Below are 15,334 nucleotides of genomic sequence, written 5' to 3'. Positions count from 1 at the left end.
TGCGCCGACGCGCACGCGTCGCCCGAAGCCGCCGACGCCCGTCACGGGCGCTCCCCGCGGGAGTGCGGCGGCCGGCCGGACGCGGTGTGCGGGCGCTGCTCGGGGCCGGTACCGCACCGCTCGGGGCCGAGGTGCGCCGCGTGCCGCCGGTCCCCCGGGTGCGTCCCGTGCGGCTGCCGCTCCGCATCCCCGTGCCGCTGCCGCCCCGGCTCCCCCTGTCGCTGCCGCCCCTGAGTGTGCGCGTCGGCCTCGGCCGGCTGGTCCTCGTCGGAGTCGTCCGGGCGTCCGGGCTTGGGGCGGGCGCCCCAGCCCAGGTCGCCGCGCGGCTCGGCGGGGCTGGCGGCGGCCTCGGGTCCGCGGGGCAGCTCGGCCCAGACCAGCAGACCGGAGCCGTGCTCGTGGGCCCCCCACGCCCGGCACAGCGCGTCCACGAGGAGCAGCCCCCTCCCGTGCTCCTCGTCGGGCCGCTGCGAGGACGGGTGGGGTTCGCCGGGCGCGCAGCCCTCGTCGCGGACGGCTATGCGCACCATGTCGTCGTGGTCGTGCAGCTCGCACACGATCCGGCTGCTCGCCGTGTGCACGATCGCGTTGGTGACCAGCTCGGAGATGACCAGGGCCGCGTCGTCGCAGGTGTCCGTGCACACCGACCACCTGGACAGCCGGGCGTGCGTCAGGCGTCTGGCGCGGGCGGCGGAACCCGGATGTGCGGCCAGCTCGAATCGGAACCTGCGCTCGGCAGCGTCCCCCTGAGGGGCTGCTCCCGTCGCGGCGCCGAGACCGGGACGGACTGCGGCGACATCTGTTCCTAAGGGCGCGGACGGAATCACGCCTGCCACTATCTCCCCGCCGCGGACACTTGGCAAGTGTCACTCTGAAAAGTGCAGAGTGCTGTGTGACTCAGTGGAAGGTCGTGGCAGACTGCTCGCAACAGCACCACGAACGGCGCCAATTGGAGCCGCCGGAGATCCCCGGATCCCCGGACGGACCTTCGAGCGGCGCCGTAGGGCTGTCAGGAATCGTTCGGTGGAGCCCTTCGGGGCAGGTTTTCGGTGGAGGTGGGAGCGTGAGCGAGCCGCGGTCCGCGCCGACGGTGGGTCAGGTGGTCCTCGGCCGGCGCCTCCAGGACCTGCGCGAGCGCGCCGGACTGAAGCGCGAGGAGGCCGCCCGCGTGCTTCGCGTCGCCCCCGCCACGGTCCGCCGCATGGAGACGGCCGAAGTCTCCCTCAAGATCCCCTACCTGCAGCTGCTGCTGAAGGCCTACGGCGTCCCCGACGACGAGGCCGAGGTCTTCGTCCAGCTGGCCGAGGAGGCCAACCGGCCCGGCTGGTGGCAGCGCTTCCACGACATCCTGCCGGGCTGGTTCTCGATGTACGTCAGCCTGGAGGGCGCGGCCGACCTCATCCGCTCCTACGAGCCGCACTTCGTCCCCGGTCTGCTGCAGACCGAGGACTACGCGCGCGCGGTGCTGAAGTCCGGCGCCATCGGCCAGACCAGCCCGGACGACATCGAACGGCACGTCGCCGTGCGGATGCAGCGCCAGGAGCTGCTCACCCGTCCCGACGCCCCCCGCTTCTGGACGGTGATGGACGAGACGGCCCTGCGCCGCCCGGTCGGCGGCCCGGAGGTGATGCGCGCCCAGATCGACAGGCTGCTCGAGGCCGCGGAGCTGCCGCATGTCACGCTGCAGGTCGCCCCGTTCGCCAACGGGCCGCATCCGGGGACGTACGGACCTTTCGTGCTGTTCCGGTTCGCCGTGCCGGAACTGCCGGACATGGTCTACAGCGAGTACCTGACCGGCGCCGTCTACCTGGACGCGCGCACCGAGGTGGCGACCCACCTGGAGGTCATGGACCGCATGGCGGCGCAGGCCGCCACGGCACAACGCACGAAGGAGATCCTCCGGGATCTCCGCAAGGAGCTGTGAATGGATCGCATCAAGCCGCGCGGACGGGTCTACAACGGCATGCCCGCGCGGGAGTTGGGCAGCGAGGGGTGGCACAAGCCCTGGAGCGGCGGCAACGGCGGGAACTGCCTGGAGGCGATGAAGCTGGCCGACGGCCGGATCGCCGTGCGCCAGTCGACGGACCCGGACGGGCCGGCGCTCATCTACACCTCGGACGAGATGACCGCGTTCATCCAGGGCGCCAAGGCGGGAGCGGCCGACTTCCTGCTCTCCTGACCTCGGCCTGTGTCGTTTCGTGCCCGACTTCCTTATGGTGGTGGCCACTTGATCACCCGCGGCATCCGCCGCGCCTGACGCCACGGAGTGCCGCATGACCGGGCAGGACCCCACGGCCATCGAGATCGACACCAGCAAGCCGCATCCCGCGCGGATGTACGACTGGTATCTCGGCGGCAAGGACAACTACCCCGTCGACGAGGCGATGGGCCGGCAGATGCTGGCCCTCGACCCCCGGGTGCCGGTGATGGCCCGGGTCAACCGGGCCTTCATGCACCGCGCCACGCGCTGGCTGGCCCAGCAGGGCGTACGGCAGTTCCTGGACATCGGCACCGGCATACCCACCGAGCCGAACCTCCACCAGGTCGCCCAGCGGATCGCGCCCGACGCCCGGGTCGTCTACTGCGACAACGACCCGATCGTGCTGGCCCACGCGGCGGCCCTGCTGCGCAGCACCCCCGAGGGCGTCACCGAGTACCTCCAGGCCGATGTGCGCGACCCGGACGCGATCATCGCCGGCGCCGAGCGCATCCTCGACCTCGACCGGCCGGTCGCCCTGTCCCTCGTCGCCCTGCTGCACTTCGTCCCCGACGAGGACGGGGCGCACGAACTGGTCGGCCGCCTGCTGTCCCGGCTGCCCTCCGGGAGCTTCCTGATGATGACCCACGCCACCGCCGACTTCACCCCGGAGGCATCGGCGGCGGCCACCGAGAAGCTCAGGGCGGCCGGTGTCACCCTCGCCCTGCGCTCCCGCGAGGAGTTCGGCCGTTTCTTCACCGGCCTCGACCTCGTCGAGCCCGGTGTGGAGATCGTGCACAAGTGGCGCCCCGAGCTGGGCGAGCCGGTGCCGGGTCAGGACGACGGGGTGATCCCGGGGTACGGCGCGGTGGCCCGCAAGCCGTGACGCCCCGCGGCGGTGGGAGCCGCGCGGCCCGGCACACCCCCCTCTCGTGACGTGCGGGCGCCGGCCCCGCAGGGCGGTCAGACGGCCATCGGCCGGTCCGTGGGCGCGATCGGGGCCGGCAGCCGGGACGCTCCCGTGAGGTACCGGTCGACGGCCGCGGCCACGGCGCGGCCCTCGGCGATCGCCCACACGATGAGCGACTGACCGCGCGCCGCGTCCCCGGCGGCGAACACCCCGGGGACATCGGTCGCGAATCCGTCGTCCCGGGCGATCGTGCCGCGCGCGTTCATGGCCAGGCCGAGCTGGTCGATCAGCCCGTCCTCCCGGTCGGGCCCGGAGAAGCCGAGCGCGAGCAGCACCAGATCGGCGGGGACGGCCCGCTCCGTGCCCGGCACCGGTGACCGGCGCTCGTCCACCTCGACCAGGTGCAGCGACCGCACACGCCCGCCGCCGTCCCCGGTGAAACGGAGCGTGGACGCCGCGAACAGCCGCGCGTCCGCGTCCGCCGCCGGTGCCGTACGCAGCTCCCGCGCCTCCTCGTGCGCGGCCGACAGCCGGTAGATCCTCGGGTACGTCGGCCAGGGCTCGGCGTCCTCGTCGCGCTCCGCACCCGGCTGCGCGTAGATGTCCAGCTGGGTCACGGACGCGGCCCCCTCGCGCACCGCGGTGCCCAGACAGTCCGCCCCGGTGTCCCCGCCGCCGACGATCACCACATGCCGGCCGGCGGCCGACAGCGGCGACACCTCCAGGTCCCCGGCACAGACCCGGTTGGCCAGCGGCAGATACTCCATCGCCTGGTGTATCCCGCGCAACTCCCGGCCCGGCACCGGCAGTTCCCGCCACGCCGTCGCACCGGTCGCGATCACCACCGCGTCGTACCGCCCCCGCAGCTCCCTCGCCGGAACGTCCCGCCCGACCGCCGTCGAGGTACGGAACTTCGTCCCCTCGGCCCGCATCTGCTCGATCCGCCGCTCCAGATGCCGCTTCTCCATCTTGAACTCGGGGATGCCGTAGCGCATCAGCCCCCCGATCCGGTCGTCCCTCTCGTACACCGCGACCGTGTGGCCGGCCCGCGTCAGCTGCTGCGCCGCGGCCAGCCCGGCGGGCCCGGAGCCGATGACGGCCACCGTCCTGCCGGAGAGCCGCTCGGGCGGCCGCGCCGGGGTGAACCCCTCCTCCCACGCCCGGTCCGCGATCGCACACTCCACGTTCTTGATGGTGACGGCCGGCTGGTTGATCGCCAGCACGCACCCCGCCTCGCACGGCGCCGGGCACAGCCGTCCGGTGAACTCGGGGAAGTTGTTCGTGGCGTGCAGCCGGTCGCTCGCGGCCCGCCAGTCCTCCCGTGCGACCAGGTCGTTCCACTCGGGGATGAGATTGCCCAGCGGGCAGGCCTGGTGGCAGAACGGGACGCCGCAGTCCATGCAGCGGTCGGCCTGCTTGCCGATGATGGGCAGCAGCGCTCCCGGGACGTACACCTCGTCCCAGTCCCGCGCCCGCTCCTCGACGGGCCGCCGCGGCCACTCCTGGCGCGGCGTCGTCATGAACCCCTTGGGATCGGCCATGGGCGTCTTCCTCGCGTGCGGGGCGCCGGAGGCACCGGAGGCACGACCGGCCGTACGTCGTCTGGCGGCACTCTTCCGGCCACGATACGTCCCCACCCCGGCCTGCGCAGAGACCCGGACGGCGCTTTCCGCCCGGACTTCCCGGCCCACGGCCGGCCGGCTCGCCACCGCCCGCACCGGCAGGGGCGGAAGGGCCGGCGGACGACCGGGACCGGCCCCCCACGCGCTGGATCAGGCGACGCCCACCGCGCGGGCCAGGGCCGACCGCCGGCGCGCCCAGCACCGCGGACCCGAGGAGCACGGCCACCAGGGCCGACCGCATCGCGGCGAGGCCGATCGCCTGCATCGCCGCGGCACCCCGCACGGGCGGCAGTGCGGGGTGCACCCGCATCACCAAGGCCGGCAAGCCCCGGCACACGCCGGCCACCGGGACCACCGCGGCCACCAGCACGAACGCCCTCCCGATCACTCCCGCTCCCCCCTTTCCCCCTCCGTCGGGCCCGGCTCCCTGCCATGCCCGCACGACCATCGCCACGGCCGCGGCGATCCGGCGCCGCCTGACCGACCGCGGCGCGCCGCTCGCCTCCAGCTCCTCGTACCGGGTGTCCCATTGCCGTACGAGGAGCCACGACCGCCGAGACCCCCGAGCCCGACCGTGACCGCCCGGCCACGCCGCGCCCGGCTCCCGCAGCCCCGCACCGATGCGTGGGCCGCGATCACGCGGGCCCGCTCGGCCGGACAAGCGGGGGAGAGCACCATCCCGGCAGCGACACCACCGCGCACCGCATGTCCTCCCGCCGCCCTGCGCCGCCCGTCCCGCGCCCGCCGCCGGCGTCGCGCCGCGGTCCTTCCCACCGTCACCGCCCACGCCCGACCTCACGGGCCGCCTCCTCGCTCCCCTTTCTGCTCGCCCCCTCCTCCGGCCGCTTGCGCCCCCTCACTCCACGCCTTTCACCTCGCGGACCGCGCCGCGTCTCCCGGTCGACCCCGGCGGGTGGCCACCGCCCGTCCGCACCGGCCGCGCGCTGACGGCCGCCCCACCGGTCCCGCCCGCACCTTCGCGGCTCAGCACGGCACGGTCGCGAGCACGGCCGCCCACCGTCTCCCCGCCGGCGTCGTCACCGGGCTCGTGGTCCGCCCGGCATCATGGGGCCTGTGCGACTCGAAGCGATCACCTGGGACCGGCTCGCCGAACAGCTGGCCGACCGGCTGGCCGGGCTGGAACCGGCCGACGGAGGCGCCTGGCCGCGCGTCGGCTTCGACGCGGCCCCGGCCGCCCGCCCCGGCGAGCTGGCCGAGCGCGTCGGCGCGGCGCTGCGGGTGCGCGGCCGGCCCTCGCTCGTGGTCGGCGCCGAGGGCTTCCTGCGTCCTGCCTCGCTGCGCCTGGAACACGGACGGCGGGACGCGGAGTCGTACTACGACGGGTGGTTCGACACGGGCGCCCTGTGGCGGGAGGTCTTCGGCCCGCTGGATCCCGGAGGCAGCGGGCGGGTGCTGCCCGATCTGTGGGATCCGGCCACGGACCGGGCCACCCGCAGCCCGTACGTCCAGCTCCCGCCCCGCGGGGTCCTGTTGCTCCACGGCCCCCTGCTGCTGCGCCACTGGTTCCCCTTCGACCTGACCGTGCACCTCCAGCTGTCTTCAGGCGCCCTGCGCCGACGCACCCCCGAGGCCGAACGGTGGACCCTCCCCGCCTTCGAACGCTACGCAGCCGAGACCGACCCGGCCGGGACCGCGGACGTCCTGGTGCGCGCCGACGATCCGCGCCACCCCGCCTGGAGCGGCTGAGCGGGCAGCCCCGTCCAGCGGTCCGTGTGAGGCGTCGCCCCGCGTGCGAGACCCCGCCCGACGACGCCGCGACGCCACGACGCCACGGCGGCACGGGCACGCACCGGCGGCACCCGCCCTGCCGCTCACAGCCAGCCGTTGCGCCGGAACCCCCGGTACAGCACCGCACACGCCGCCGCCATCACGGCCATCACCAGTGGGTATCCCGACCGCCAGCGCAGCAACGGCATGTGGTCGAAGTTCATGCCGTACACCCCGCACACCATCGTCGGAACGGCGATCACCGCGGCCCAGGCCGTGATCCTGCGCATGTCCTCGTTCTGCGCCACGGTCACCTGCGCGAGATGCGCCTGCAGGATGGAGTTGAGCAGTTCGTCGAACGCGGCGATCTGCTCCTTGGCCCGTATCAGGTGGTCGAGCACATCCCGGAAGTAGGTCTGTATCTCCGGGGCGACGATCCGGATGGGCCGGGTGGCCAGGTCCTCCACCGGACGGCCCAGCGGCACCACCGCCCGTTTCAGCTCCAGGAGTTCGCGCTTCATCTGGTAGATCCGGCCCGGATCGAGGCGGGCGCCGTTCTCCGAGAACACCTCCGTCTCCACCTGGTCGATGTCGGCCTGCACCGCGTCCGTGACGCTCAGGTAGTCGTCGACGACATGGTCGGCGATCGCGTGCAGCACCGCCGCCGGTCCCTTGGCGAGCTGATGCGGATAAGCCTCCAACTCCTCACGGAGCGGGCCCAGTGAGCCGTGCCGGCCGTGCCGCACGGTGATCACGAAGTCCTCCCCGACGAACGCCATGATCTCGCCGGTGTCCACCACCTCACTGGTCGCCGTCAGTTGCTCGTGCTCCACGTAGCAGACGGTCTTGAACACCGCGAAGAGCGTGTCCCCGTAGTGCTCCAGCTTCGGCCGCTGGTGGGCCTCGACCGCGTCCTCGACCGCCAGCGGATGCAGGTCGAACAACTCGGCGACGCCCACGAACTCCTGGTCCGTCGGCTCGTGCAGACCCAGCCAGACGAAGCCCTCGCCGCTTCCGCGCACCCGGCGCACGGCATCCACCAGGTCGACGCACCCCGGCACGCGCACACCGTCCCGGTACGTCACGCAGTTCACCACCGAGGAGCCCAGCGGTGACCTGGCGGGATGACTGAGGTCCACGCGCGGCCGCCGCCGGGCCAGCCGCGCCACCTTGCCCAGGCCGCCGGCCCTGCCCAACTCCGTGACCTTCCGCAGATTCCCTGCCATGGACATCTGGATCTCCTCGTGTGGATCTCCGTGTGCAACGCTTCGTGCCTTGCCCGGCAAGTCTGCCAGTTGGGGGCAAAGTGCGGGGAAGCCTGTGGGAACGGCGAGTTCCGCTTGGTTCCCGCCTGTGGACAGAAGGGTCGGACGAACAGCGACGGCCGGTCGACCGGGAAGAGGTGGGGCCCACCGGGCAGGTCGTCGCCACGGACATCGGCAGTTGCGGTCGATGACTCGGGTGTTGCGGCTCGGGGGCCTGCTGCCGGTCGACGACGCCGGCCCCGCTCTCCGGCCGTCGGCCTGCCCCGGCGAGCACGTGCCCCGCGCGGCTGTTTCCCGACCGGCTGCGCCAGGGCTTCCGCGAGCCGCTCGCCGACCGCGGTGCCGGCCTGTTCCACGGCCGCAGACTCCCGCGCCTGCTCCGACAGGCCGGGCTGGGGGGCTGGGGGGCTGGGGGGAGGAGGAGGCCGGCGCGTACTTCCCGGTGCCGGCCGCGAGCGGCCCCCGGTGCCGCGCGACGACGTCCGTGACCACGTCACCGACGACCGGCAGCGCCCCGCCCCGCTCCGAGGTCACCCGCCGGCCCACGCCGTGGCGATCCGGGCCGCGAGCCGTACGTTGCCCCGCACCGCCGCCAGGTTGGCGCTCAGCGAGGCACCGTCCGTGTGCCGCACCAAGTGGTCCAGCAGGAACGGTGTGACCGCCTGGCCGGTGACCTGCTGCTCCGCGCAGGCGCGCAGCGCGTCGGCGAGCACCCGCGCGTGCAGCCCGGGATCGAGCTGCTCCGCCTCCGGGACGGGGTTCGCGACGATCAGCGCCGATTCCGGACCGTCGAGAGCGTCCTGGGCACGCATGACGGCGGCGACCTGCTCCGGACTGTCCAGCCGCCAGTCGACCGGATGCCCCGAGTCCGACAGGTAGAAGCCGGGGAACCGGGCCGTGCCGTACCCGGCGACGGCCACGCCCAGCGTCTCCAGCCGCTGGAGTGTCGCCGGCACGTCCAGGATCGACTTCACGCCCGCGCACACCACCGTGATCCGGGTACGCGCCAGCAGTCCCAGGTCGGCCGACTCGTCCTGGGTGGCGGTCCACTCCCGGTGCACACCGCCCAGCCCGCCCGTGGCGAACACCCGGATCCCCGCGAGCGCGGCCAGCCGTGCCGTCGCCGACACCGTGGTCGCGCCGCTCGCCCCCGCCGCCACGGCGAGCGGCAGGTCACGGTGGCCCAGCTTGCGCATGCCGGCGTCGTTCGCGACGCGCTCCAGCTGCTGCTCGTCCAGGCCGACGCGGGGCTGCCCGTCGAGGACGGCGACGGTCGCCGGCACGGCGCCCTCCCTCCGCACCGCGTCCTCCAGCTCCCGCGCCACCCGCAGATTGCGCGGGCGGGGCAGACCGTGCGCGATGATCGTGGACTCCAGGGCCACCACCGGGCGCCGCGCGTCGAGCGCCGCCCGGACTTCCTCCGACACCACCAGCACCACGTGCCCGCCTCCTGTCCGCCGGTCCTCCCCCTCATCCATGGCGGCCGCCGGACCCGGCCAAACCGGACCCGGGCCGCACCGGACCCGGGCAGAACCGGACCCGGGCCGAACCGGCCGCGGGGCACGCTTGCGGCCGGTGGGGCCTGCCGCCAGCCTGGGCCGCATGACGAACAGCACCATGCGCCTCGATCACGTCGTCCTGTGGGTGGCCGACCCGGTCTCCGCGGCCGATTTCTACGAGACGGCCGTCGGCCTGGAGCCGGTCCGCCTCACGGAGTTCACCGAGGGGAAGGCGTCCTTCCCCTCCGTGCGCGTCAACGGGGAGACCATCCTCGACCTCGCCCCGCTCGGTTTCGCCGAGCGCATGACGATGCTGCCCGGCTCGGCCGACAGCGCGGGCCATCCGGTCAACCACGTCTGCCTGTCCCTGCCGCGGGACGGCTTCGACGCCCTGCGCGCCCGCCTCCGGGAGCACGGCGTCCCCGTGTCGGACATCGACCGCGGACTGTCCGGCGCCCGCGGCGACGCCACGCGCAGCTTCTACTTCCGCGATCCCGACGGCAATGTCGTCGAGATCCGGCACTACGCCGACTAGCCGCGGTCTGCGCCGGTCAGAACAGCGGCTCCGGCAGCACCCCCTCCAGCGCGAGCAGCCTCCGCTTGATCTCCAGCCCGCCCCCGAAACCGCCGATCCCCCCGTCGCTCTCCACCACCCGGTGGCACGGCACGACCACCGGCAGCGGATTGGCGCCCATCGCCGCGCCGACCGCCTGGGCCCCGCCGGGCTGGCCGACCCGGCCCGCGAGCTCGCCGTACCCCACCACGGTGCCGTACGGCACCCCGACGGCCAGCTCGCGCAGCACCTGCCGGTTGAACCCGGAGATCAGCGACCAGTCCAGCGGCAGGTCGAAGTCGTGCCGCTCGCCCGCGAAGTAGGCACGCATCTGGCGTATCGCCTCCGCCAGCAGCGGCGCGTCCGCATCCTGCACGGGCCGGCCGCCCAGCCGGGCGGCCAGCCGCTGCAGCGTCCGGTCCCGTACCGCGTCCGAGGCGTGGAAGACGACGCTGACCAGGCCGTCGCGGGTCGCCGCGAGCAGCAACGGGCCGATGTCCGTCCCCACCACGGCCCACACGATCCGCCGCTCGTCCCGCTCATCGGGTGCAAGGCTGTCCATGCGCCCACGGTACGGCCCGCCACCGACAACGCCGGCCGGCTCAGTCCGACTCCAGCGCCGCCCGCACCACGTCGGGCTTGTTGGTGATGATCCCGTCGATCCCGTAGCCGGCGACCCGGCGGGCGGTGGCCGCGTCGTTCACCGTCCAGGTGAACAGACCGAGCCGCCTGTGCGGCCCCCGGAAGGCGTGCACGGCCGAGACGTAGGAGACGGAGAGATCGCCGTACGAGGGGTTGACGAGATCGGTGAAGTGCGCGAGCCGGGGCAGGTCCGCCACCGGGGGCGTGCCGAGGTATGCGGTGGTGACGGCCGGCTTCAGCTCGTGGACGGCCCGTACGCTGTCGGCGCTGAAGCTCTGCACGATCAGCCGCCTGAGGTGCCGGTGGTCCAGCCAGCCCTCGTTGCCGAGCTGCTTGAGGGTCTGCTGTTCGATGCCCGGGTACAGCTCCGGGTTCTTGATCTCCAGCAGCAGTTTCTGGTGGTTGCGCTCCACCCGGCGCATGTACTGCTTCAGCGTCGGGACGTGCGCGCCCGCGTACGCGGGGGAGAACCAGCTGCCCGCGTCCAGCCGGGCGATCTCGGCGGCGGTGAAGTCCTTCACCTTCCACGGCGCCCGGCCCGGGAAGACGTCCTCGACGTCGGTCGTGCGCTGCAGGCTGTCGTCGTGGAGGACGACCAGTTCGCCGTCCTTGGTGCGCTGGACGTCGTTCTCGACCCACGGGAAACCGAGCTCGGCGGCCTTGTCGACGGCGGCCAGCGTGTTCTCGGGGGCGTAGGCGGATGCGCCCCGGTGGGCGATCACCGTGGGCAGGCCGCCCTCACCCGCGCGGGCGTGGGAGGCGGGGCTCAGCAGCACCGCCGCCGTCCCGAGGACGGCGGCGGCGGTGGCGGCGACTACGCGCGCGTACATGCGTGCTCCTCGCGTCGAGCGGATACCGACAGCACCAGCCTGACAGCAGAGGGTCAACAACACGCGGGCGCAATATGGCCACAGATTGAAGAGAGGCGCCCGAGTCCGCTCACCGGTGCCGCACAACTACGGCAGCGGCGTGTTTCTTTGCCGGAAAATCGTTCGACCATTCCGGTGGGGGTCATACTTTCTGCGACAACCCTGACCACCCGAGCGGTGCTGGGACGGGGGCGCATTGGGACATTCCGGGACGTCAAGGCGGAAGGGCAGCCGCGCATGCAAGGCACGGTCGACGGATTCAGCTACGGGGTCGTCACCCCGTTGGTGGCCTATTTGATGGCCTGCCTCGGCGGTGCCCTCGGCCTGCGCTGCACCACCAGGGCCATGCTGGTCGCCTCCTCCCGGCGGCCCGCCTGGCTGGCCCTCGGCTCGGCGGCGATCGGCTCCGGAATATGGACCATGCACTTCGTCGCCATGATGGGCTTCTCCATCGAAGAGGCCCCGATCCACTACGACAGACCGATGACCTACGCCAGCCTCGGCCTCGCCGTCGTCATGGTCGGCATCGGGATCTTCATCGTCGGCTACCGGGGCGCCACCGGGACCCCGCTCTTCACCGGCGGCACGATCACCGGTCTGGGCGTCGCCTCGATGCACTACCTCGGCATGGCGGGCGTCCGCTTCCACGGCCGGTTCACGTACAGCACGCCGACCGTCGCCGCCTCCGTCCTCATAGCGGTCGTGGCCGCCACCGCCGCCCTGTGGGCGGCCGGCCGCGTCCGGGGCTTCCTGTGGAGCGTGGGCGCGAGCCTCGTCATGGGACTCGCGGTCAGCGGCATGCACTACACCGGGATGGCCGCCCTCGGCGTGCACCTCGACGGCACCGCCCGCGCCGCCGCGGGCGCGCCGTCGGCCTCCGTGCTCGCGCCGATGCTGATCGGCCCGCTGGCCTTCCTGCTCCTCGCGGGCGTCGTCGTGGTCTTCGACCCGCTGATGGTCATGGGCCGGCCCGGCCGGACTCCCGTCGAGCACAAACCGGGCGTTCCGGCGGCCGCGGTCGCCTCCCACGCCGAACGCCGGTCCGCCCCCCGCACGGGGCCCCGCACCGACCGCCGGCCCGAGCCCCACGGCGCCCGCACCCCGCAGAACCGCTGACCGGAGCCCGTTGTCAGTGCGGGGTCGTACGGTTGATGGCATGCGGCCCGTTTCCCACATCGAACGCACGGTGGCGCCCTTCGAGGTCGTCAGCCCCTACCGCCCCAGCGGCGACCAGCCGGCGGCCATCGCCGAGCTGGCCCGGCGCATCGAGGCCGGCGAGAAGGACGTCGTCCTGCTGGGCGCGACCGGCACCGGAAAGTCCGCCACCACGGCGTGGATGATCGAAAAGCTCCAGCGCCCCACGCTCGTGATGGCGCCGAACAAGACGCTGGCCGCCCAGCTGGCGAACGAGTTCCGCGAGCTCCTGCCGAACAACGCGGTCGAGTACTTCGTGTCGTACTACGACTACTACCAGCCCGAGGCCTACGTCCCGCAGTCGGACACCTACATCGAGAAGGATTCCTCGATCAACGAGGAGGTCGAGCGTCTGCGCCACTCGGCCACCAACTCGCTGCTCACCCGCCGCGATGTCATCGTGGTCGCCTCGGTGTCCTGCATCTACGGCCTCGGCACACCGCAGGAGTACGTGGACCGCATGGTCCCCCTCAAGGTCGGCGACGAGATCGACCGGGACGAGCTGTTGCGCCGCTTCGTCGACATCCAGTACACGCGCAACGACATGGCCTTCACCCGCGGCACCTTCCGGGTCCGCGGCGACACCATCGAGATCTTCCCGGTGTACGAGGAGCTGGCCGTCCGCATCGAGATGTTCGGCGACGAGATCGAGGCGCTGACCACGCTGCACCCGCTCACCGGCGAGATCATCAGCGATGAGCGGCAGCTGTACGTCTTCCCGGCCTCCCACTACGTCGCGGGCCCCGAGCGCATGGAGCGGGCCGTCAACGACATCGAGAAGGAGCTCGGGGAGCGTCTGGCCGAGCTGGAGAAGCAGGGCAAGCTGCTGGAGGCCCAGCGGCTGCGGATGCGGACGACGTACGACCTGGAGATGCTCCGCCAGATCGGCACCTGCTCCGGCGTCGAGAACTACTCGATGCACTTCGACGGCCGCGCGCCCGGCACCCCGCCGAACACCCTGCTGGACTACTTCCCCGAGGACTTCCTCCTCGTCATCGACGAGTCGCACGTCACGGTGCCGCAGATCGGCGCGATGTACGAGGGCGACGCCTCCCGCAAGCGCACCCTCGTCGACCACGGCTTCCGCCTGCCCTCGGCCCTGGACAACCGCCCCCTGAAGTGGGAGGAGTTCCAGGAGCGCATCGGGCAGACCGTCTACCTGTCGGCGACCCCCGGCGCCTACGAGCTCTCCCGCTCCAAGGGCGTCGTCGAGCAGATCATCCGCCCGACCGGCCTGGTCGACCCCGAGGTCGTGGTCAAGCCCACCGAGGGCCAGATCGACGACCTGGTGCACGAGATCCGCCGGCGCACGGAGAAGGACGAGCGGGTCCTCGTCACCACGCTGACCAAGAAGATGGCCGAGGACCTCACCGACTACTTCGTGGAACTCGGCATCCAGGTCCGTTACCTGCACAGCGACGTCGACACCCTGCGCCGCATCGAGCTGCTGCGCGAGCTGCGCTCCGGTGAGTTCGACGTCCTGGTCGGCATCAACCTGCTCCGTGAGGGCCTCGACCTGCCCGAGGTGTCCCTGGTGGCGATCCTGGACGCCGACAAGGAGGGCTTCCTCCGCTCGGGCACGTCGCTGATCCAGACCATCGGCCGCGCGGCGCGCAACGTCTCCGGCCAGGTCCACATGTACGCCGACAAGATCACTCCGGCGATGGAGAAGGCCATCGAGGAGACCAACCGCCGCCGGGAGAAGCAGATCGCCTACAACAGGGCGAACGGCATCGATCCCCAGCCGCTGCGCAAGAAGATCAACGACATCGTGGCGCAGATCGCCCGCGAGGAGGTCGACACCGAGCAGCTCCTCGGCTCCGGCTACCGCAGGACGAAGGACGGCAAGGGCGCCAAGGCACCCGTGCCGTCGCTCGGCGACAAGGCGGTCAAGGCTGCCAAGGGCGCCAAGGGCGCCAAGGGAAGGACGGTGCCCACGGACCGCCCGGCGGCCGAACTCGCCGAGCAGATCGAGGAGATGACCGAACGCATGCGCGCCGCCGCCGCGGAGCTGCAGTTCGAGGTCGCGGCCCGGCTGCGCGACGAGGTCGCCGAGATGAAGAAGGAGCTGCGGCAGATGCGGGAGGCGGGCCTGGCGTGAGCTCCGCGACCGTGCCGGACCCCGCCCTGCGCGCCGAGTGTTGCAACACCGACACAAAGGGCGGTCCGGGGTTCGGCGCGGTCGGCGGCCCTGCGTAGGGTTCTGACAACCGCGCAGCACCACCGCGCGGCAACAGGGGACCGTCGAGAGGGGATTCAGCCGTGTCCGTCAACATGACCAAGGGTCAGGCCATCAGCCTGGAGAAGAAGGACGGGGCCACCCTGACCGCGGTCCGCATGGGACTCGGCTGGCAGGCGGCGAAGCGGCGCGGCCTGTTCGGCTCCCGTACCCGCGAGATCGACCTGGACGCGTCCGCCGTCCTCTTCGCCGGCGGGGAGCCGCGGGACGTGGTCTTCTTCCGTCACCTGGTGAGCGACGACGGTTCCGTGCGCCACACCGGGGACAACCTGGTGGGCGGCGTCGGCCAGGGCGGGGACGACGAGGCCATCCTCGTGGACCTGCAGCGCGTCCCGGTCCACATCGACCAGATCGTCTTCACCGTCAACTCCTTCACCGGCCAGACGTTCCAGGAGGTGCAGAACGCGTTCTGCCGCCTCGTGGACGAGACCAACGGCCAGGAGCTCGCCCGCTACACCCTGGCCGGCGGCGGCGACTACACCGCCCAGATCATGGCCAAGGTGCACCGGGCCGGCGCCGGCTGGACGATGACCGCCATCGGCGCCCCGGCCGACGGCCGCACCTTCCAGGACCTGATGCCGGCGATCCTGCCGCACCTGTAGGACCGGGCCGCCCG

Annotated in this window: 14 protein-coding genes; 8 read left to right on the top strand and 6 right to left on the bottom strand. The window is 72.7% G+C overall.

The window, feature by feature from the left end:
- Positions 1-41: 41 nt before the first annotated feature.
- The gene (locus ABZ261_RS26620) at positions 42-863 is read right to left on the bottom strand and encodes an ATP-binding protein (RefSeq protein WP_356863380.1); all 822 of its coding nucleotides are present in this window, start codon (positions 861-863) and stop codon (positions 42-44) included.
- Between the two features lie 200 nt (positions 864-1,063).
- On the opposite strand from ABZ261_RS26620, the gene ABZ261_RS26615 reads away from it, so the two are divergent.
- From ABZ261_RS26615 to ABZ261_RS26605, 3 genes are all read left to right on the top strand, one after another.
- Positions 1,064-1,924, top strand: coding sequence for a helix-turn-helix transcriptional regulator (locus ABZ261_RS26615; RefSeq protein WP_356863378.1), 861 nt, complete (start codon positions 1,064-1,066; stop codon positions 1,922-1,924).
- Entirely contained in the window at positions 1,925-2,179 is a 255-nt protein-coding gene (locus ABZ261_RS26610; RefSeq protein WP_356863376.1) for a DUF397 domain-containing protein, read from the top strand.
- Positions 2,180-2,273: 94 nt separating this feature from the next.
- Positions 2,274-3,083, top strand: a complete 810-nt coding sequence (locus ABZ261_RS26605) for an SAM-dependent methyltransferase (RefSeq protein ID WP_356863374.1) — start codon at positions 2,274-2,276, stop codon at positions 3,081-3,083.
- A 77-nt stretch (positions 3,084-3,160) separates the two neighbouring features.
- On the opposite strand, the gene ABZ261_RS26600 is transcribed toward ABZ261_RS26605, so the two are convergent.
- Positions 3,161-4,648, bottom strand: a complete 1,488-nt coding sequence (locus tag ABZ261_RS26600; RefSeq protein WP_356863372.1) for a glutamate synthase subunit beta — start codon at positions 4,646-4,648, stop codon at positions 3,161-3,163.
- 1,155 nt (positions 4,649-5,803) lie between these two features.
- Between ABZ261_RS26600 and ABZ261_RS26595 the strand changes: the two genes are divergently transcribed.
- A complete protein-coding gene (locus tag ABZ261_RS26595) occupies positions 5,804-6,436 on the top strand; it encodes a uridine kinase (protein WP_356863371.1) in 633 nt (210 codons plus the stop codon).
- Between the two features lie 125 nt (positions 6,437-6,561).
- Here the strand turns inward: ABZ261_RS26595 and ABZ261_RS26590 are convergent, their stop codons facing one another.
- Both ABZ261_RS26590 and ABZ261_RS26585 read right to left on the bottom strand, forming a co-directional pair.
- Positions 6,562-7,689, bottom strand: coding sequence for a magnesium and cobalt transport protein CorA (locus ABZ261_RS26590; protein WP_356863369.1), 1,128 nt, complete (start codon positions 7,687-7,689; stop codon positions 6,562-6,564).
- A gap of 563 nt (positions 7,690-8,252) precedes the next feature.
- On the bottom strand, positions 8,253-9,161 hold the full coding sequence (locus ABZ261_RS26585; protein ID WP_356863367.1) for a pseudouridine-5'-phosphate glycosidase: 909 nt from the start codon (positions 9,159-9,161) through the stop codon (positions 8,253-8,255).
- Between the two features lie 163 nt (positions 9,162-9,324).
- On the opposite strand from ABZ261_RS26585, the gene ABZ261_RS26580 reads away from it, so the two are divergent.
- Positions 9,325-9,756, top strand: coding sequence for a VOC family protein (locus ABZ261_RS26580; RefSeq protein WP_356863365.1), 432 nt, complete (start codon positions 9,325-9,327; stop codon positions 9,754-9,756).
- 16 nt (positions 9,757-9,772) lie between these two features.
- Here the strand turns inward: ABZ261_RS26580 and ABZ261_RS26575 are convergent, their stop codons facing one another.
- Both ABZ261_RS26575 and ABZ261_RS26570 read right to left on the bottom strand, forming a co-directional pair.
- The gene (locus tag ABZ261_RS26575; RefSeq protein WP_356863364.1) at positions 9,773-10,336 is read right to left on the bottom strand and encodes a methylated-DNA--[protein]-cysteine S-methyltransferase; all 564 of its coding nucleotides are present in this window, start codon (positions 10,334-10,336) and stop codon (positions 9,773-9,775) included.
- Between the two features lie 40 nt (positions 10,337-10,376).
- Entirely contained in the window at positions 10,377-11,246 is an 870-nt protein-coding gene (locus tag ABZ261_RS26570; RefSeq protein ID WP_356863362.1) for a glycerophosphodiester phosphodiesterase family protein, read from the bottom strand.
- A gap of 276 nt (positions 11,247-11,522) precedes the next feature.
- On the opposite strand from ABZ261_RS26570, the gene ABZ261_RS26565 reads away from it, so the two are divergent.
- From ABZ261_RS26565 to ABZ261_RS26555, 3 genes are all read left to right on the top strand, one after another.
- Positions 11,523-12,401 (top strand): MHYT domain-containing protein, encoded by an 879-nt coding sequence (locus tag ABZ261_RS26565; protein WP_356863360.1) that lies wholly within the window; start codon positions 11,523-11,525, stop codon positions 12,399-12,401.
- A gap of 40 nt (positions 12,402-12,441) precedes the next feature.
- Positions 12,442-14,580: an excinuclease ABC subunit UvrB gene (gene uvrB, locus ABZ261_RS26560; protein WP_356863358.1), complete on the top strand. Its 2,139-nt coding sequence runs from the start codon at positions 12,442-12,444 to the stop codon at positions 14,578-14,580.
- Between the two features lie 161 nt (positions 14,581-14,741).
- The gene (locus tag ABZ261_RS26555) at positions 14,742-15,320 is read left to right on the top strand and encodes a TerD family protein (protein ID WP_356863356.1); all 579 of its coding nucleotides are present in this window, start codon (positions 14,742-14,744) and stop codon (positions 15,318-15,320) included.
- Positions 15,321-15,334 lie beyond the last annotated feature (14 nt).

The organism is Streptomyces sp. NPDC006193, assembly GCF_040613915.1.
Classification (GTDB): Bacteria; Actinomycetota; Actinomycetes; order Streptomycetales; family Streptomycetaceae; genus Streptomyces.
Note: the sequence above shows the minus strand (reverse complement) of the source record. Positions and strands in the feature narration are given on the sequence as shown.

What these genes read in the sequence shown, in the direction of transcription:
- ABZ261_RS26610 (WP_356863376.1), top strand. Translation starts at nt 1,925, where the DNA reads ATGGATCGCATCAAGCCGCGCGGACGGGTCTACAACGGCATGCCCGCG.
- ABZ261_RS26605 (WP_356863374.1), top strand. Translation starts at nt 2,274, where the DNA reads ATGACCGGGCAGGACCCCACGGCCATCGAGATCGACACCAGCAAGCCG.
- ABZ261_RS26600 (WP_356863372.1), bottom strand. Translation starts at nt 4,648, where the DNA reads ATGGCCGATCCCAAGGGGTTCATGACGACGCCGCGCCAGGAGTGGCCG.
- ABZ261_RS26590 (WP_356863369.1), bottom strand. Translation starts at nt 7,689, where the DNA reads ATGTCCATGGCAGGGAATCTGCGGAAGGTCACGGAGTTGGGCAGGGCC.
- ABZ261_RS26580 (WP_356863365.1), top strand. Translation starts at nt 9,325, where the DNA reads ATGACGAACAGCACCATGCGCCTCGATCACGTCGTCCTGTGGGTGGCC.
- ABZ261_RS26575 (WP_356863364.1), bottom strand. Translation starts at nt 10,336, where the DNA reads ATGGACAGCCTTGCACCCGATGAGCGGGACGAGCGGCGGATCGTGTGG.
- ABZ261_RS26570 (WP_356863362.1), bottom strand. Translation starts at nt 11,246, where the DNA reads ATGTACGCGCGCGTAGTCGCCGCCACCGCCGCCGCCGTCCTCGGGACG.
- ABZ261_RS26565 (WP_356863360.1), top strand. Translation starts at nt 11,523, where the DNA reads ATGCAAGGCACGGTCGACGGATTCAGCTACGGGGTCGTCACCCCGTTG.
- uvrB (WP_356863358.1), top strand. Translation starts at nt 12,442, where the DNA reads ATGCGGCCCGTTTCCCACATCGAACGCACGGTGGCGCCCTTCGAGGTC.